Origin of the sequence: Bradyrhizobium sp. BRP56, from assembly GCF_020194035.1 — a bacterium.
Classification (GTDB): Bacteria; Pseudomonadota; Alphaproteobacteria; order Rhizobiales; family Xanthobacteraceae; genus Bradyrhizobium; species Bradyrhizobium australafricanum.
Genome location: NZ_JADYVV010000096.1, coordinates 1 through 17,539 on the forward strand (window position 1 = coordinate 1; position 17,539 = coordinate 17,539).

Below are 17,539 nucleotides of genomic sequence, written 5' to 3' on the forward strand. Positions count from 1 at the left end.
GTAGGGCAATCGCATATGGCCGTTTGAGGCGATCGGAGTTCCCACAAACTCGTCATGCCCGGGCTTGTCCCGGGCATCCACGTCTTCGTTTCCACGCGAAGAAAAGACGTGGATGGCCGGGACAAGCCCGGCCATGACGGCGAGGAAGAATCGGTTCGTTCCATATGCGATTCCCCTGCCCGCAAGCGGGAGAGGGAGCGCAGTCACGTCGCGCCCCTACCGCCGGAAGCCGCTGGCGCGCGAATAGCCCTGGCGGCCTTCCTGGGCGGGGCGCGCGGCCATGCTGGCGCGCGTCTCGCTGGCGACCGGCGTTGCCGGCTTCAAATCCTCGAGGAAGATCGGCTTGGCGAAGTAATAGCCCTGGGCATAGCGGATCTTGGTCGCGGCCTGCAGATAGGTGAGCTCCTCGTAGGACTCGATACCCTCGGCGATCACGGTCATGCCGAGCGCCTCGCTCAGCGATTCGATTGCGCGCAAAATGCCCTGGCTGCGCGGCCGCTGATGGATGTCGGTGATGAAGGAGCGGTCGATCTTGATCTCGTCGGCGGTGATATCGGCGAGCGCCGACAGCGACGAATAGCCGATGCCGAAATCGTCGATCGAGATGCCGACGCCGATGCCGCGCAGGATCGGCAGGATCTGGTCCTGGAAATGCGACCGCGTCACGAACGCATCCTCGGTCACCTCGATCATGAAGCGTTTCGGGAAGCCGGTCTCCTCGAGCGCGCGCGCGAACCGGCGCATGAATTCGAGGTTGGAGGCCTGCTTGGCGGCGACATTGATGCTGATCGTCGCCGTCGGACCGAACGTGTCGTTGATCAGGTCGATCGACTTGACGATCTCCGCCAGCACCAGGAACGTCAGCTCGTCGATCAGGCCGAGCTCGACCGCGAGATCGATGAAGGTGCCCGGCGCCTGGATCACACCCTCGTCGTCGCGCAGCCGCACCAGCGCCTCGATGCCCTTCACCTCCTGGGTGCGGATATCGACCTTGGCCTGAAACGCGCAGCAGAAGCGCTTTTCCAGGATCGCCAGCCGCAGCGACTGCTCGATCTTCATCCGCGCCAGCGCCTCGCGCTCCATGCTGTTGTCGAAGAACGCGGTCGAGCCCTTGCCGTTGTTCTTGACGCGGTACATCGCGATGTCGGCGTTCTGGCGCAGCGCCTCGTAGCTCCGGCCATGCATCGGATAGAGGCTGACGCCGATCGAGGTCGAGGCGAAGATCTCGGAGTCCTCGATAAAGAACGGCGCCTTCAGCCGCTCCTGCATGGCATGGATGAATTCGGCGACTTCGTCATTGCCGCTGATCGGGTTGAGCAGCAGCAGGAATTCATCGCCGGAGATGCGAGACAGGATATCGGTGTCGCGCAGCGCGTGGCCGAGTCGCTTCGACAGCTCAACGAGCAGCGCATCGCCGATCGCGTGGCCGTAATAGTCATTGATGTGCTTGAAGTTGTCGACGTCGAGGAAGGCGAGCGCGAAATGGCCTTGCGAATCGTCGCGGATCAGGCCGTTGACGCGGTGCTCGATCACCCGCCGGGTCGGCAGGCCGGTCAGCTCGTCGTAATAGGCCGAGCGGAACAGCTGGTCCTCGAACGCCTTCTGCTCGCTGATGTCGGTCGAGGTCGAGATCAGGAGATTGCGACCGGCGATCCGGACGGGCCGGTGCGAGGTCAGGAACACGTATTTGGATGCGCCGCAGGAGAGCGTTTCCTCGAGCACCACCGGACGGCCGCTGCGCAGCAGGTCCAGGTTGGCGGCGTGGCGCTCGTCGACCGGGGACGGCTGGCTCGCGCTGGCGGCCAGCTGCAGCTGGCTCGCGGCTGCTTCATTCACCAGGATGATCTGGCCCTGCTCGTCCTGGACGGTCACTCCCGCCGGAAGGAGTTGGAGAAGGTCGCGCAGGATACGCAATTCATTGCCGGAAATATCGTCTTGGCCGGGCACTGCCGCGCCCGCCTGAAAATCGTGTCTGGTGAGACTGTGCATGCGCCGACCTTGGCAAAGTCCGTTGTAGTTTTGGTTAAGCGGACCTGCGAAATGCCGTGACAGAATGAGACCGCGACGGCTTTCGCAAGCCGTCGCGGCAATCGTCATTAACAGAGTATCAATGTCGGCTGCGACCGCTGCTGAAAGCGATTGCGCAGCGCGCGGTTGCATCAACACATGCGCGTGTGCCGGAAAGCCGACTTATCAACAGTTCGGAAGCTTGCACTGCATGGTGCAGTGAACACCGGTCTTCAGGTAACTGATCTCGGTCTTGCCGTCGAACGGCCGCAGCGCCGACTTGAGCAGCTTGGTGCCGAAGCCGGCTTCGCCGATCGTCTCGACCACTGGTCCCTCGGTCTCGTCCCAGATCACATTGAGACGTCCGTCGTCGACGGTCCATGACACTTGTAAAAATCCGCGCGGCGAGGAGAAGGCGCCGTATTTTCCGGCGTTGGTTGCGAGCTCATGGAAGATCAGCGCCAGCGAGACGGCGAGCTTGGCGGGCAGGAACAGCTGCTCGCCATTGAGGTTGAACCGCACGTGGCCGTAGGGTCCGAGTTCCGAGCGCAGCAAATCCTTGATATCGCAGCCATAGCCGTCGACCCGCGCGATCAGATCGTCGGTTGCCGAGAGCGCGCGGATGCGATGGTCGATGCGCTGCCAGACATCGGGCCGGTCCTGCAGCGCCTGATGCAGCACGGCGTGAATGGTCGAGGACTTGTTCTTCAGCCGGTGCTGCAATTCGTCGACCACCACCTTGCGGTACTGCTCTTCCTCGATCAGCCGTTTGGAAACTTCGCGCTGCTGTGCGACCAGGGAACGGTAATGCTCGACGCCCCAGATCGCGATGCCGCACACAACCCAGAAGATCATCAGCAGCGCAAAGCGCGCAGGATCGGCGTGCGCGCCGCTGAAATTGAGCACCACGCCGAGCAGGCCGCTCGCCAGCGCGGTCGCGATCCCGATCCGGAAACCGCCAAGGGCGGTGGCAAAGAACACCGCCGGGAAATAGGGCGTGAAGAACACATCCGGCCGGATCTGGGCGAGCCCGAAGCGCGCGGCCGTGGCCAAAACGAGACAAAGCACCGCGAAGGCGACCGCAAGCCGTACCGACGGCTGGGCATCGCCCCGCCAACACGCCCTGAAATCGTCGATCCACTTCGCCATCGGTCGTTCCAGTTCACGTGAACAGGCGACCCAAAATAAGGCCGCTGCGACCGAAAAACCGCAGTTGTGGCCTTCTGGCCACAGGCGGACCTCGCGAGCGTGGCGGCTTGCAAGTGCTTGTATTGGCAGCAGGAGCTGGGGAATATCCGCAACATCATACGTAAAGTTGAGGGGACCGACATGGGACGGCTGGACGGCAAGGTCGCGGTGATCACAGGGGCGACCAGCGGCATCGGGCTGCGCACGGCGGAGATCTTTGTCGCGGAGGGCGCGAAGGTCGTGATTGCCGGACGCCGCGCGCGGGAGGGCGAGGCACTGGCGCAACAGCTCGGCGAGACCTGCGTGTTTCGTCAGACCGACGTCACGGTCGAGGAACAGATGCAGGCGCTGATCGCGCTTGCGGTCGAGAAGTTCGGCCGGATCGACTGCCTGTTCAACAATGCCGGCGGCCCGGCGCAGACCGGGGGCATCGAAGGCCTCGACGTCGAGCGGTTCGACGCCGCGATGGCGACGCTGGTGCGCAGCGTCATGCTCGGCATGAAGCATGCCGCGCCCTACATGCGCAAACAGGGCTCCGGCAGCATCATCAACAATGGCAGCATCGCCGGACGGCTCGCCGGCTTCTCCTCGTCGATGGTCTATGGCGCCGCGAAGGCCGCGGTCATTCATTTCACCAAATGCGTGGCGATGGAGCTCGGCGAGTCCGGCATCCGCGTCAACTCGATCTCGCCCGGCGCGATCGCCACCGGCATTTTCGGCAAGGCGCTCGGATTGTCGACGGGAGCAGCCGAGAAGACCGCAGCGGTGATGCGCGAGGTCTACAAGGCGGCGCAGCCGGTCCCGCGCGCCGGACTGCCCGACGACATCGCGCATGCCGCGGTGTTCCTGGCGAGCGACGAGTCGAGTTTCATCAACGGCCATGACCTCGTCATCGACGGCGCCATCACCGGCGGCCGCAACTGGAGCCAACAGCAGGCCGGCTACGTCGCGCTGCGCAAGGCGTTCGATCAGGGGGCGGGGTAGCAGCATCCGTCATTGCGAGCGGAGCGACTTGTCCGCCGAAGCCTTGGCGAAGGCGGGAGTAATCCATCGCGTGCACTGCCGATTCCTTCAGGGCGAGGAAAATGTATGAAGCGCGTCTTGATCACGGGCATGTCTGGAACGGGGAAATCGTCCGCGATCGAAGAGTTGGTTGCGCGAGGTCATCAGGCTTACGACCTTGACACACCCGAATGGTCTCAATGGGTCGACACAGATCCCGCAGACACCCTGACGCCAACGCAAGGAAAGGACTGGGTCTGGCGAGAAGATCGCGTTCGCGCGCTCCTGTCCAAGCCAGGAGACGGTACGTTGTTCATTAGCGGCTGTGCCGAGAACATGCGCCGACTTTTTTCCATGATCGATGTCATAGTCCTTCTCTCGGCTCCTGTCGCAACAATCATGGAGCGGCTCGCGATGCGATCCGGCGGCTACGGACAAATCGCGGAGGAGCGGAACAAGGTTTGCCATCTGATCTCGACCATCGAGCCTCTGTTACGGAAGTCTGCTCACTACGAGATCGAAACAACGAGGTCGGTCACCGCAACCGTCGATGAGATTCTCCGAATATTGCAGTGACGGCGCAGCTGTTGAAGCTGCTGGTCGCGGAGGGTCACAAAGCGACACAAGCCGGTGTCGCTGGCATCAGGTGCGGCAAATTAACCCGACGGGCAAATTAGCGCTTCCGTCGTCGGGCAAATCAGATGTTCAATTCCGCCCGTCTCACCCGATCGAGGGGCGCTTCGCGATCGTCACGAACGCGGCGTGGGATGCGGTGGACGCTAATTGCGCAACTGACGAGTGCGTATGAGGCGGACGGCGAAGTCGTGTGGTCCTGACGCCCTAGCGGCAGGTGTCCTCTCGCAAGGCGCGAAAGCGTTTTTCGCGAAGGCGGTGACAACAAAGCCCAGTCTCGCCGGGGAGAGCACGTATAAGCCGTAACCCATCGCGCAGGGAAAGCCGGGTTGTTTCCGGTTACACCTGTGGTCCTACCCCCGAGCTTTCTACCCATTGCTCGGGGCCCATGGGTGCGATCGGCACCCGGCTTTCCCTGCGCCCTCTACAACACAGAGGGCGGAACGAAGAGCAAAGCTCGGACAAATCATGTCGCGAGAATGCAAACTCATGATGCGCCGGCCGTACCACAAACTCGCCGTCGTCCCGGCATTCGCTAGGACGACGCGGGGTAAGAGTCGCACGCGCTACCTCATCACCGTCATGCTGAGGTGCGAGCGAAGCGAGCCTCGAAGCACGACGGCCCGACTGTGGCCGTGCATTCTTCGAGACGCGGTTCGCGCTCCTCAGAGCCTGACTGAAAAATGGGTGAGTGATCTCAGTGGGGTGTGATTCCATCGGATTTGCAAAGATTCGAGGGAGAGCACGATGCCCTGGACCAAGATCACTCGGGAGCAATATCGGCGGGACGATCTGCGTTATGCAAGCGATATGACCGATGCGGAGTGGGCGCTGATCAGACGCCTGTTACCGCGAGCGAACCGGCGCGGCCGGCCGCGTAAGACGGAGCTGCGTCGTGTGATCGAAGCGATCCTCTATATCGTTTCGACCGGCTGCCAGTGGCGGGCGTTGCCGCAGGAGTTCCCGCCCTATTCGACGGTGCAGGGCTATTTTTATAGATGGCGGGATACAGGCCGGTGGCAGAGGATTGTCAGCGTGCTTGTCCGACGGGCGCGAAAAAAGCTTGGACGGACACCGAAGCCGACGGCAGCCGTGATCGACAGTCAAAGTGCGCCAACCACGCAAGCTGGCGGACCGCGCGGCTACGATGCAGGCAAGCGCATCTACGGCCGCAAGCGGCATATTGTGACGGATACCAATGGCCTCCTCCTTGGGGTTCATGTTCATCCCGCCAACGTTCAGGACTGCCATGGCGCCGTACCGCTGCTGAAGAACGTGCGGATGAACTTCCCCCGGCTGCGCCACGTCTTTGCCGACCGGATCTACCGCGGAAATCAACTCCTCGACGCGCTCTCAGACTGCGGTCCATGGACTGTCGAGATCGTCGAGCGGCCCCAAGGCGTCAAAGGCTTCCAGCTTCTGCCGAGGCGGTGGGTGGTTGAACGCACATTCGCTTGGTTCGGCAGATGCCGCCGCCTCGCCAAGGACTTCGAGGCGACGGTGGCAACCGAAGCTGCCTGGCTGCTGATTGCACACATCAGGCTCCTGACCCGCAGACTCGCGGCTGCAGCTAAGGTTGGGTGATTTATGAGTCAGACTCTCAGGATGACGGAACGAACAGTGGCGCCGCGGCGCCCTCACACCTTCTGCTTCGCCGCGGCCTTCGCAAGATCCGGCGCATTCACGGCGGGGATCGCGACGCGGCCGGGGCCGGTTTGTTGAAGTGCGGCGGCGGCCTTGTCGTTCTGCATGATCTTGGCCATCACAGCCTGACCGGCGCGTTCGAACACGGCGCGGTTGTCGATCAGGAACTGGCGCGACTTGCGCAGGCCGTCGATATAGCCATTGATCTCGGGCACGACATAGCGCGCGACCATGTCCCAGCTGCGGCGGGTGTTTTCCGGATTGGCCCAGTCGTGCGCGAAGCCGATGATCGAGCCGACGCCGCCCGACACATCGACCAGGTTCTTGATCATCTTGATCAGATCATCCGGCGTGCCGATGGTGGACGCGGCGCCTTCGACGAAGGCGGTCTTGTCGACGGCCTCGTCCGGCGAGGAGAACGCGGTCAGGCCCGGCCGCATCAGGGTGCCGACATTATATTCGTTGTGCCAGCGCATCAGCCCGGCGCCGGCCTCGCGCCGCGCCTGCTCGCGCGTCTCGGCGATGTGCCAGGACAGCAGCACGCGCCAGTTGGCGCGGCTCACCGTAGTGCCGGCCTTCTTGGCGGCGTCCTCGGCGAACTGCCATTGCTGCGGCAGCGCCATCAGGCCCTGGGTCGACATCGAACCCAGCGAGATGATGCCGATGCCGTATTTGCCGGCGAGCGTCATGCCCGATGGCGAGATCTGCGAGGCCACCACGAACGGCATGTCCTCCTGCAGCGGCAGGATCTGCAGCGCGGCGTCGTGCATCTCGAACCAGTCGGTCTTGGCGGTGACGCGCTCGCCGTTGAACAGGCGGCGGATCACCGCGATCGCCTCGTCCTGGCGGTCGCGCTGGGTCATCGGGTCGATGCCGAGCGTGTGGGCATCGGAGGCGAGCGCACCGGGACCGGAGCCGAAGATGGCACGGCCGCCGGTCATGTGGTCGAGCTGCACCATGCGCTGCGCGACGTTGAAGGGGTGGTGATAGGGCAGCGAGATCACGCCGGTGCCGAGCTTGATGCGCTTGGTGCGTTCGCCAGCGGCGGCCAGGAACATTTCCGGCGACGCGATGGTCTCCCAGCCCGAGGAGTGGTGCTCGCCGCACCAGAATTCGTCGTAACCGAGCGCGTCGAGCTGCTCGACGAAATCGAGGTCGCGGCGGAATTGCAGCATCGGATGCTCGCCGATCGGGTGATGCGGGGCGAGGAAGGCTCCGAACTTGAGGCGCGCCATGGGTCGTTCTCTCCGGACTATTGTTATCGGGGCTTTCCGCCAACCTACGGGGTGCCCCGGGGCAAGGCAATGCTCCGAGGCTGCGGCGGTCGCATGGTTGTTGCGCAAATCGGCGGCGATTGCCGCCGTCCGGAATGTTTCCCAGCGCGTCAACGCAAATTGGCAGCCGGGGGCTCGAGCGTCTGTGATCCCGGGCTTACCTCGCAGGTAATCGAAGCGATGACCGGAATCTGCTGATGTCCGGCATAACGTCATTTCGGGCAGGACAGGACATGCACCAGATCGTTTCGACGCGAGCGGACACGTCCCGCCGCTGGTGGGTGCTGGCGATCGTGGTGTCGGCGCAATTCATGTTCGGTGTTGATGCCTTCATCGTCAACGTCGCGATCCCGACGATCGCGGCGGAGCTGCACGCGACGCCGGCAGAGATCGAGGCCGTGATCGCGATCTACCTGATCGCCTATGCCACGCTGGTGGTCACCGGCGGTCGGCTTGGCGACATCCATGGCACCAGGAACGTGTTCATCGCCGGCGTCGCCGGATTCTCGGTGACCTCGCTGTGGTGCGGTCTCGCGCAGTCCGGGCCCGAGCTCATCGTCGCGCGGCTCGCGCAGGGTGCAACCGCGGCGCTGATGGTGCCGCAGGTGCTGGCGACGCTGCATCTGCTGTTCTCAGACGCCAGCCGCGCGCGGGCGTTCGGCATCTACGGCATCGTGCTGGGGCTCGCGGGAGCCGCCGGCTTCATGCTCGGCGGCGTGCTGGTGACGCTCGACCTCGCCGGCCTCGGCTGGCGCGCGGTGTTTTTCGTCAACGTGCCGTGCGGCGTCGTCATCATCGCGGCGGCGCTGAAGATCATGCCGACGGTGCCGCGCCGCGCCGGCACGCGGCTCGATATCCCGGGCGCGATCGTGCTGTTCGCGGGCCTGCTGTGCCTGATCGGTCCGCTGCTGTTCGGCCATGATCTCAACTGGACGGCATGGGTGTGGCTGGTGATGGTCGTGGGCATCGCTGTGATCGCGACCTTCGTGCGGCTCGAGCGGTCCGTCGCGCGCCGCGGCGGCATGCCGCTGATCGATCTCTCGCTGCTGTCGGATCGCGCCTTCATGCGCGGCCTGGTCGCAGTGTTTTTCTTCTTCTTCGCCAACCTGTCCTTCTACCTCATCATGACCTTGTTCATGCAGAAGGGCTTGCAGATTCCCCCGCTACAGGCCGGGCTGGTGTTCGTGCCGCTGGCGCTGACCTTCGTGGTTGCCTCGCGTCACAGCAGCGTGCGCGCAAGGCATCGCGGCGCGCTGGTGCTGATCGAGGGCTGTGCGCTGCAGATCGTCGGTCTCGCCGTGCTCGTCGCGACAATTGAGGTGGTCGCGGCACCGTCGGCACTGCTGCTCGCGCTGGCGCTGATGATCTTCGGCTACGGCCAGGGGCTCGTCATGGCGCCATTGTCGAGCGCGGTGCTCGCGAGCGTGCAGCCCGCCAGCGCCGGTGCCGGCTCCGGCATGTACGGCACGACGACGCAGATCGGCAACGCGGCCGGCGTTGCCGCGATCGGCGCAGTCTTCTTCGCAATCGAGAGTACGATGTCAGCACATCTGGCGCTGTTTGCGGCATGCGCGTTGTTTGTGCTGTCGATCACCATTTCAGCCGCATTTCTGTCATGGATGCGCCGCGCCACGGCGTGAATCCGGCAGCATGTGGCGCGCATTCCTGAAAAGTTGATGCTCAAACAAGGTGCTACGGCAACTATTTCGGCGGCTCGCAGCGCGATCACGCATTAACGCCGATTCTCACAATTCCGCAGGGAAAGACAGCACACGGCCTTTTCATTTTGCAGTGCAGCAATTATCTGATCGGGTGACACAGAAGACCAAATCACCTCAGGAGTTGCTGTTGTCTCTGATCAACAACGTCGAATTTCTGCGTCATCTGCCGAAGATGAACGCGTTCGGCGGCCTTGGCGCACTCGCGCCGGCCGTGCCGACGCCGCTCGTCGAGACGACCGAATTCGGCGTCAACCCCGGCGATCTGAAGATGTTCTCGTTCGTGCCCGCGCAGCTGGCGCGGTCGCCCGCGCTCGTCGTGGTGCTGCATGGCTGCGGCCAGACTGCCGCGTCCTACGATCACGGTGCTGGCTGGTCGGCGCTTGCGGCGCATTACGGCTTCGCGCTGCTGATGCCGGAGCAGCAGGCGTTGAACAACGGCAACACCTGCTTCAACTGGTTCAACCCGCAAGACATCGCGCGCGGGCAGGGCGAGGCCGCGTCGATCAGGCAGATGATCGCGCATCTGGTCGGCACGCATGAGATCGACCCGCACCGCATCTATGTGACGGGTCTGTCCGCCGGCGGCGCGATGGCCTCGGTCATGCTCGCGACCTATCCGGATGTGTTCGCTGCCGGCGCCATCATCGCCGGCCTGCCGTTCGGCGTCGCCACCGATCTGCGCGAAGCGCTGCACGCGATGATGCATGGCAGCGCGCTCTCCGCGCCCGAGCTCGGCGGTCTGGTGCGCAACGCGTCGACGCATGGCGGCGCATGGCCGAAGATTTCGGTGTGGCACGGCAGTGCCGACCGCACCGTGCATCCCGGCAATGCCGATGCAATCGCGCGGCAGTGGCTCGACGTGCACGGCCTGCCGCTTGCCGCGATGTCGAAGGTGGATGTCGACGGCCATCCGCGCGAGGTGTGGTGGAACGCCGACGGCGAAACCTTGGTCGAGTCCTACACCATCGCCGACATGGCGCATGGCACGCCGCTCGGGCTTGCCGACAATGACGAGCGCTATGGCGTGGAGGGCGCGTTCCTGATCGAGGCCGGGATCTCCTCGTCCTATCACATCGCGAGCTTCTTCGGCCTGACCGACAAGGTCCGTCAGCCGCATATCGCGCCGACCGGAATTCCGCGCGAGCGCGCCGACACGGTCTCGATGACGGTACCGGTGCCCGCGGCCGAGCCGGAGGTGGCGTCCGGCCGCAAGAGCGATCGGCCGCGGAAGCGACGGAGCAAGGGTGTCGATGTCGGCGGCGTCATCACGCGGGCGCTCACCGCCGCGGGGCTGATGAAGTAGCTACATCTCGCCGGTCAGAAACGGATTCGTCATCCGCTCCTGGCCGATGCTCGATCCGGCGCCATGGCCGCAGATGAAGCCGACATCGTCGCCGAGCGGCAGCAGCTTGTCCTTGATCGACTGGATCAGCGTCGGATGGCTGCCGCCGGGCAAATCGGTGCGTCCGACCGAGCCGGCGAACAGCACGTCGCCGACATGGGCGAAGCGCAGCTCCTTGTTGAAGAACACCACGCTGCCCGGTGAGTGGCCGGGGCAGTGCAGGATGTCGAAGGTGAGATCGCCGATCGAGACCTGATCGCCCTCATCGAGCCAGCGGTCTGGCCCGAAATTGCGCACCCCGGTCATGCCGAAGCGCGCGCCGCTCGAGACGACATTGTCGAGCAGATATTTGTCGGCGATATGCGGGCCCTCGATCTTGACCTGCAGCGCGTCGCGCAGTTCGGCGGCGCCGCCGACATGGTCGATATGACCGTGGGTGAGCCAGATCTTCTCGACCGTCACGCCGGTCTGCTTGATCGCAGCCTGGATCTTCGGCACGTCGCCGCCGGGGTCGATCACCACGGCCTTCTTGGTGGGCTCGTGCCAGATGATGGTGCAGTTCTGCTCGAACAGCGTCACCGGTACGATGATCGCGCCGGCCTTCGGTTTGGTGTCGGTTGTCTCGTTCATGGGGGCACCATAGGCTTCCGGGAAACGTCGTCAACACGCGCTGGAAATGCGGCTGCCCCGGCGTGTGATCCCAAAACGGACCGTGATAAGGTCACTTCCAGCAGAACAAGTTCGTGAGCAGGCCGGTACGCGGCTGCTCTCGATCATGGTTCAAGTCCTCGCAGTCCGGAACTTCATGACCCAGGCCCCCAAATCACCGCTCGGCGGACCCCGGACCACCGCGCGCGCCTTCTTCGTCGCGGACCGCATCAACACGTCGGGCCTCGAGCGTGGCGACGTGCTGGCCACGACGCCGCTGGCGTTTCGCGTCAATGAAAACGGCGTGGCAATCCTATTCCGCTACGGCGTCGTCGTTCTGATCGGCCTCAATGCGCTGGAGGAGGACGAATTTCTGCGCAGCCTGCAGTCGCGCATGACCGGCCTGTTCACGCGGCGCGAGGAGGAGATCGCAATCATCGAGCTCGCCGCCGAGAAGGAGGATCAGATTCCGCCGGGCGGCCCGATCTATCTGCAGGGCCTCTCGCCGGAGCGGCTGATACTGGTCGGCGAGGCGTTGGCGAAAAGCGTGGTGCTGGCGCGGCACGAGCGCGAGGTCCGGGCAGTCTTCGACACGACCGAGCCGCTTGCGCGTGAGCTCGCCAAGGGCGGCCGCGTCCATCGCGGCCGCGTTGCGATCCTCAAGCACATCGGCAACGCGCTGCTGGTGCGGCATCGCGTGGCCGGACCGGTCGAGGTGTCGGAGAAGCCGGACATCCTCTGGGACAAGCCGCAGCTCGAGCGCCTCTATGCACGGCTCGAGGACGAGTACGAATTGAAGGAGCGTGCGGAATCGCTGAACCGCAAGCTCGCAGTCGTCGCCGAAACCGCACAGGTGCTGACCGACATCATCGACACCAGCCGCTCGCTGCGGCTGGAGCTGATCATCGTCTTCCTGATCCTGTTCGAGGTGCTGATCACCATCTATCAGCTGGCGATGGCCCGGCACTAAGTCTACCCGTAGCCCGGATGGAGCGAAGCGAAATCCGGGAATCTCGCCAATTGTGCCAGTGGTCCCGGATTACGCTTTGCTCCATCCGGGCTACGGGCTACGGCGCCATCTTTCCGTCCCGAATTGTGCGTCATCCCTGAACCGATCGGCCACTCCGGGCGCGGAGCGGCCTGGGCCGGGCTGCGAGCTTGGGGGGACGGGATGGATCAGGACAACAGGGACTGGTGGCGACGCGGCATTTTCTATCAGGTCTATCCGCGCTCGTTCGCGGATAGCGACGGTGACGGCGTCGGTGATCTCAAGGGGATCATCACGCGGCTGCCCTATCTGACGCGGCTTGGCGTCGACGCGGTCTGGCTGTCGCCGATCTTCCCGTCGCCGATGGCCGATTTCGGTTACGATATCTCCGATTACACCGGCATCGACCCGCTGTTCGGGACGATGGAGGATTTCGACGCGCTGGTCGCGGCCGCGCACGATTCCGGCCTCAAGCTGATCCTCGATCTGGTGCCGAACCACACATCCGACCAGCATCAATGGTTCATCGAGGCGAAGAGCTCGCACGATAACCCTAAGCGCGACTGGTACATCTGGCGCGATCCGGCGCCGGACGGCGGCCCGCCCAACAACTGGCTGTCGGAGTTCGGCGGCAGCGCCTGGGCGTATGACGAGGCCTCAGGCCAATACTATTATCACGCCTTCCTCGCGCAGCAGCCCGATCTCAACTGGCGCAATCGCGAGGTCAGGGACGCGATCTACGACGTGATGCGCTTCTGGCTGCGCAAGGGTGTCGACGGTTTTCGCGTCGACGTGATCTGGCACCTGATCAAGGATGCCGACTTCCGCGATAACCCGACAAACCCGCATTATCGCGAGGGCCGACCGCCGCACGAGAAGCTGCTGACGCAATATTCGACCGATCAGCTCGAGGTGCACACCGTCATCACCGAGATGCGCGGCGTCACCGAGGAATTCGACAACCGCGTGCTGATCGGCGAGATCTATCTGCCGCTGCATCGGCTGGTCGCCTATTATGGCAACGATCTGCGCGGCGCGCAGATGCCGTTCAACTTTGCGCTGCTGTCGACCTTGTGGAGCGCGCGATCGGTCGAGATGATCATCGCCGACTACGAAAAGGCGCTGCCGCCGGGGGCGTGGCCGAACTGGGTGCTCGGCAACCACGATCGGCCGCGGGTGGCGAGCCGGGTGGGGCCGGCGCAGGCGCCGGTCGCGGCGATGCTGCTGCTGACGCTGCGCGGCACGCCGACGCTCTATTACGGCGACGAGATCGGCATGCGCCAGGTTGCGATTGCGCCGGATCAGGTGCGCGACCCCTTCGAGAAGAACGTGCCGGATATGGGCGTCGGCCGTGACGGCTGCCGCACTCCGATGCAATGGAGCGCCGAGCGCCATGCCGGCTTCTCGACGGCTCCGCCGTGGCTGCCGCTGGCGCAGGATTTTGCCAGCGACAATGTCGCAAGTCTCGAAGCCGAGAGGACGTCGATCCTCAATCTCTACAAGGCGCTGATCGCGCTGCGGCGAAGGTTGCCGCAGCTCGTCCATGGCAGCTATGAGCCGGTGGCGGCGCATGGTGATGTGCTGCTCTACCGGCGGCGCAGCACTGAGGGCGTGGCCGTGATCGCGCTGAACTTCGGCGCGGTCGCCGCGTCGGTCTCCTCAAGCGCGATCGGCTTCAGCAATGAGGTCCTGCTGTCGACCTTGATGGACCGGCAGGGCGAGAAGGTCGAAGGCGTGCTCGATCTGCGCGCCAATGAGGGCGTGATCCTTGGGCCGCATCAGGACGATTGACGCCGGGTGCGGGGCTCCATGGTATCGATGTCGCTGCGCTTGAGCAGATAGTCGAGCCCACCGACCCGATACCAGCGATAGCCGTAGGCCTCGATCAGAAGCTTGTGGCGACCGGCCTCGTCGGCGCGGCTGTGGTCCTCGGTCAGGAGATTGACCAGAAGATTGCCGGCGTCGTCGGGCAGCCCGACGTTGAAGGATATCTCGAGCGGCTTTTCTGCGAAATTGTGCACGAACAGCACCGAGTTGTTACGCCAGTCGTAGCGGATGATCAGGATGGCGGGGTCTCGGCTTGCGATAACCTTGAAATCTCCCCAGCCGACCTCGGGGACTTCCTTGCGCATACGGACGATGCGCTCGGTCCAGTTCAGCATCGAATTGGGGTCGCGCCGTTGCTTGGCCGCGTTGACGTGCTCATAGCCATACGGTCCATTGTCGATGACGGGCACACATGGCCGATCGCTCTCGGTGAAGCCGGCGTGTGGCTCGGTCGACCATTGCATCGGTGTGCGCGCGCAACCGCGTTCGGGCAAGTCGAGATTGTCGCCCATGCCGAGCTCATCGCCGTAGCGGATCACGGGCGTGCCGGGAAGCGTGCACATCACGCTGTAAGCGAGCTCGATGCGTCGGCGGTCGCCGCCCAGCATGGGCGCAAGCCGTCGCCGGATGCCCCGGTCGTAGAGCTGCATGCTCTTGTCGGCACCGAATGCCTCGAACACCGTCTCGCGCTGCGGCTTGGTTAGGCGGCCGAGGTCGAGTTCATCATGATTGCGCAGGAACAAGCCCCATTGTGCGGTCGCGGGCCGTGGCTTGGTCGCCGTCAGTGCCTTCGCCAACGGCTTCGTATCCGCCGACGCCAGCGCGTAGAACAGATGCTGATTGACATGGAAGTTGAACATCATGTGCATCCGGTCGCCGTCACGCCCGAAATATTCCATGTCCGTCTCGGGCAATACGTTGGCTTCAGCGAGGATGATCGCGTTGCCCTGGCGCCATTGCAGGAATTCCCGAAACGATCGCAGCATGTCGTACTGCTCGACCGGCTTGCGCCTGGAGGCGCCCTTGGTCGCGATCACGAAGGGCACGGCGTCCATGCGGAAGCCCGAGACGCCGAGCTGAATCCAGAACCCCATGATCTTGAGGATCTCGGCCTGCACATGCGGGTTCGATGTGTTGAGGTCCGGCTGGAAATCGTAGAAGCGATGAAAGTACCAGGCGCCGGCTTGCTTGTCGCGCGTCCAGGTCGATTTCTGAACGCCGGGAAACACCATGCCGGTGTTGGCATTGGCGGGCTTCCTGTCCGACCAGACATACCAATCGCGGTACGGCGAGTCCTTCGAGCTGCGCGCCGATCGAAACCAGTCGTGCTGATCCGAGGTGTGATTGACGACGAGGTCGATGATGACGCGGATGCCGCGCTGCTGGCAGCCATGGGTAAATTCAACGAAATCGCCCAGCGTGCCGTAGCGCGGATCGACGTCGTAATAATCCGAGATGTCGTAGCCGTCGTCCCTGTTGGGCGAAGGCTGAAACGGCATCAGCCAGATCGCGGTGATGCCGAGCCCGTGCAAATAGTCCAGGCGCCGGAGCAGACCGCTGAAATCACCGATGCCATCGCCGTTGGCATCCATGTAGGTGCCAACCGACAGGCAGTAGATCACTCCGTTCTTGTACCAGAGGTCGTCGATCACCAGGCAATCCTCTCCAGTCCCACCTGTGGCGGCGGCCGGGAGGATAAGCGGTGAAGCGGCGACGGGTTCCTGCGGAGCGCCGTCCCGCAACAGAGCCGGACGACGCTCCGTGCCGGCTGACGCTGCCGCGCTCTATCGGTGGGAGCATGATCTCCAAGGAAAACCGGCTTCCACTTTTCCGGACATGCTCTCGTGGAATCGGCTAATCTTCGCTCAATGGACTCATCCGCCCGCCAGATCGCGCTTGTGCCCGCGCCCGACCGACGCCAGTCGGAGACCGCGCTTGCGATCGCGCGCGGCACGGCGAGGCTTCTGAGATCGCTGGGATTTTCCTGCATCAGCGAACTGCCGCTGCCGTCCGGCCGAAGAGCGGATCTGGTCGCGCTGAACGAGCGCGGCGAGATCTGGATCGTCGAGATCAAGTCATCGGTCGAGGATCTCCGCGCCGACCAGAAATGGCAGGACTACCGGATGCATTGCGACCGGCTTTTCTTCGCCTTCACGCAGGATCTGCCGTGCGAGATCTTTCCCGTCGACACCGGTTTGATCATCGCGGACGCCTATGGCGCGCATCTGCATTGCGAGGCGCCGGAGCATCGCCTGCCGGCGGCAACGCGCAAGGCGATGACGGTGCGCTTTGCCATGGCCGCGGCGCAGCGCATCAACCGGCTGGTCGATCCGCAGGGGCACGCCGAGTTTTAGAGCGAGCACGCGATCTTAACCCCTCATCCCCGCGCAAAGGCCTCGCCTTTGTCGCCGGAGGCGCGAGCGCAGCCAGCCTCGAAGGATGAATCGGCCCGGCTGGTGGCCGTCGACCCTTCGAGACGCGCGCAAAGGCGCGCTCCTCAGGGTGACGGACAGAGAGACCTAATCCGCGAAGCTTGTTGGATTCCGTAGGATGGGTAGAGCGAAGCGAAACCCATCACTTGTCGCCGCGGCGTGAAGTTGGTGGGTTTCGCTTCGCTCTACCCACCCTACGAAGTTGCCCACCCTACAAAAGCAAATGGCCGGGACTGAGCCCGGCCATCGCAAACCGATATGAATCCTGCTTACCGCGGTGCGCGCTTGGCGAGGATGCGCTGCAAGGTGCGGCGGTGCATGTTGAGACGGCGCGCGGTCTCCGAGACGTTGCGGTTGCACATCTCGTAGATGCGCTGGATGTGCTCCCAGCGCACGCGGTCCGCCGACATCGGATTGGCCGGCAGCTCGGACTTCTCGGTGCCGGTCGCGAGCAGCGCTGCGACGACGTCATCGGCGTCGGCGGGCTTCGAGAGATAATCGACGGCGCCCATCTTCACCGCGGTGACGGCGGTGGCGATGTTGCCGTAGCCGGTCAGCACGATCGCGCGCGCCTCGGGGCGCTTGCGCTTCAACGCCGAAACGACGTCGAGGCCGTTGCCGTCGCCGAGGCGGAGATCGACGACTGCGAAAGCGGGCGCGGCGCGGCCAATCTCGGCGAGACCATCAGATACCGTGTCGCATGACTTCACCGCGAAACCCCGCGTCTCCATCGCGCGCGACAGGCGTTCCAGGAACGGCTTGTCGTCCTCGACGATGAGGAGCGAGCGGTCGGCATGGTCATTCAGTTCAGTGATGGCGTTCACGATCCATTT

General features: G+C 63.9%; 15 protein-coding genes. 8 read left to right on the top strand and 7 right to left on the bottom strand.

What is annotated here, in order from left to right; translation table 11 throughout:
- The 3 genes from I6F38_RS39900 to I6F38_RS39910 all read right to left on the bottom strand — a co-directional run.
- The coding region (locus tag I6F38_RS39900) for a hypothetical protein (protein ID WP_225164255.1) at window positions 1–207 on the bottom strand (207 nt) is incomplete at its 3' end.
- Window positions 208–216: 9 nt separating this feature from the next.
- Window positions 217–1,989, bottom strand: coding sequence for an EAL domain-containing protein (locus tag I6F38_RS39905; RefSeq protein WP_225164256.1), 1,773 nt, complete (start codon window positions 1,987–1,989; stop codon window positions 217–219).
- 204 nt (window positions 1,990–2,193) lie between these two features.
- Window positions 2,194–3,156, bottom strand: a complete 963-nt coding sequence (locus tag I6F38_RS39910; RefSeq protein ID WP_225164257.1) for an HWE histidine kinase domain-containing protein — start codon at window positions 3,154–3,156, stop codon at window positions 2,194–2,196.
- Between the two features lie 180 nt (window positions 3,157–3,336).
- Between I6F38_RS39910 and I6F38_RS39915 the strand changes: the two genes are divergently transcribed.
- From I6F38_RS39915 to I6F38_RS39925, 3 genes are all read left to right on the top strand, one after another.
- On the top strand, window positions 3,337–4,179 hold the full coding sequence (locus tag I6F38_RS39915) for a glucose 1-dehydrogenase (RefSeq protein ID WP_225164258.1): 843 nt from the start codon (window positions 3,337–3,339) through the stop codon (window positions 4,177–4,179).
- Between the two features lie 105 nt (window positions 4,180–4,284).
- Window positions 4,285–4,773 carry an AAA family ATPase gene (locus I6F38_RS39920; RefSeq protein WP_225164259.1) on the top strand — a complete coding sequence of 163 codons (489 nt, stop codon included), beginning with the start codon at window positions 4,285–4,287 and terminating at the stop codon, window positions 4,771–4,773.
- Window positions 4,774–5,577: 804 nt separating this feature from the next.
- A complete protein-coding gene (locus I6F38_RS39925; RefSeq protein WP_225164260.1) occupies window positions 5,578–6,414 on the top strand; it encodes an IS5 family transposase in 837 nt (278 codons plus the stop codon).
- Between the two features lie 53 nt (window positions 6,415–6,467).
- On the opposite strand, the gene I6F38_RS39930 is transcribed toward I6F38_RS39925, so the two are convergent.
- Window positions 6,468–7,709 carry an LLM class flavin-dependent oxidoreductase gene (locus I6F38_RS39930; protein ID WP_069278930.1) on the bottom strand — a complete coding sequence of 414 codons (1,242 nt, stop codon included), beginning with the start codon at window positions 7,707–7,709 and terminating at the stop codon, window positions 6,468–6,470.
- A 272-nt stretch (window positions 7,710–7,981) separates the two neighbouring features.
- Between I6F38_RS39930 and I6F38_RS39935 the strand changes: the two genes are divergently transcribed.
- Both I6F38_RS39935 and I6F38_RS39940 read left to right on the top strand, forming a co-directional pair.
- Entirely contained in the window at window positions 7,982–9,388 is a 1,407-nt protein-coding gene (locus I6F38_RS39935) for an MFS transporter (protein WP_225164261.1), read from the top strand.
- A gap of 208 nt (window positions 9,389–9,596) precedes the next feature.
- Window positions 9,597–10,772, top strand: coding sequence for a PHB depolymerase family esterase (locus tag I6F38_RS39940; protein WP_225164262.1), 1,176 nt, complete (start codon window positions 9,597–9,599; stop codon window positions 10,770–10,772).
- Here the strand turns inward: I6F38_RS39940 and I6F38_RS39945 are convergent, their stop codons facing one another.
- Window positions 10,773–11,441, bottom strand: a complete 669-nt coding sequence (locus I6F38_RS39945; protein ID WP_057015387.1) for an MBL fold metallo-hydrolase — start codon at window positions 11,439–11,441, stop codon at window positions 10,773–10,775. It abuts the gene before it with no gap.
- 175 nt (window positions 11,442–11,616) lie between these two features.
- Between I6F38_RS39945 and I6F38_RS39950 the strand changes: the two genes are divergently transcribed.
- Together I6F38_RS39950 and I6F38_RS39955 are read left to right on the top strand one after the other, a co-directional pair.
- A complete protein-coding gene (locus I6F38_RS39950; RefSeq protein ID WP_225164263.1) occupies window positions 11,617–12,429 on the top strand; it encodes an RMD1 family protein in 813 nt (270 codons plus the stop codon).
- Window positions 12,430–12,630: 201 nt separating this feature from the next.
- A complete protein-coding gene (locus I6F38_RS39955) occupies window positions 12,631–14,238 on the top strand; it encodes an alpha-amylase family glycosyl hydrolase (protein ID WP_225164264.1) in 1,608 nt (535 codons plus the stop codon).
- Here I6F38_RS39955 and I6F38_RS39960 read toward each other — a convergent pair.
- The gene (locus I6F38_RS39960; RefSeq protein WP_225164265.1) at window positions 14,226–15,926 is read right to left on the bottom strand and encodes an alpha-amylase family protein; all 1,701 of its coding nucleotides are present in this window, start codon (window positions 15,924–15,926) and stop codon (window positions 14,226–14,228) included. The genes I6F38_RS39955 and I6F38_RS39960 overlap by 13 nt on opposite strands.
- 216 nt (window positions 15,927–16,142) lie before the next feature.
- On the opposite strand from I6F38_RS39960, the gene I6F38_RS39965 reads away from it, so the two are divergent.
- Entirely contained in the window at window positions 16,143–16,628 is a 486-nt protein-coding gene (locus I6F38_RS39965; protein WP_076824630.1) for an MmcB family DNA repair protein, read from the top strand.
- A gap of 347 nt (window positions 16,629–16,975) precedes the next feature.
- On the opposite strand, the gene I6F38_RS39970 is transcribed toward I6F38_RS39965, so the two are convergent.
- Window positions 16,976–17,530, bottom strand: a complete 555-nt coding sequence (locus I6F38_RS39970; protein WP_016845514.1) for an ActR/PrrA/RegA family redox response regulator transcription factor — start codon at window positions 17,528–17,530, stop codon at window positions 16,976–16,978.
- Between the last annotated feature and the right edge of the window lie 9 nt (window positions 17,531–17,539).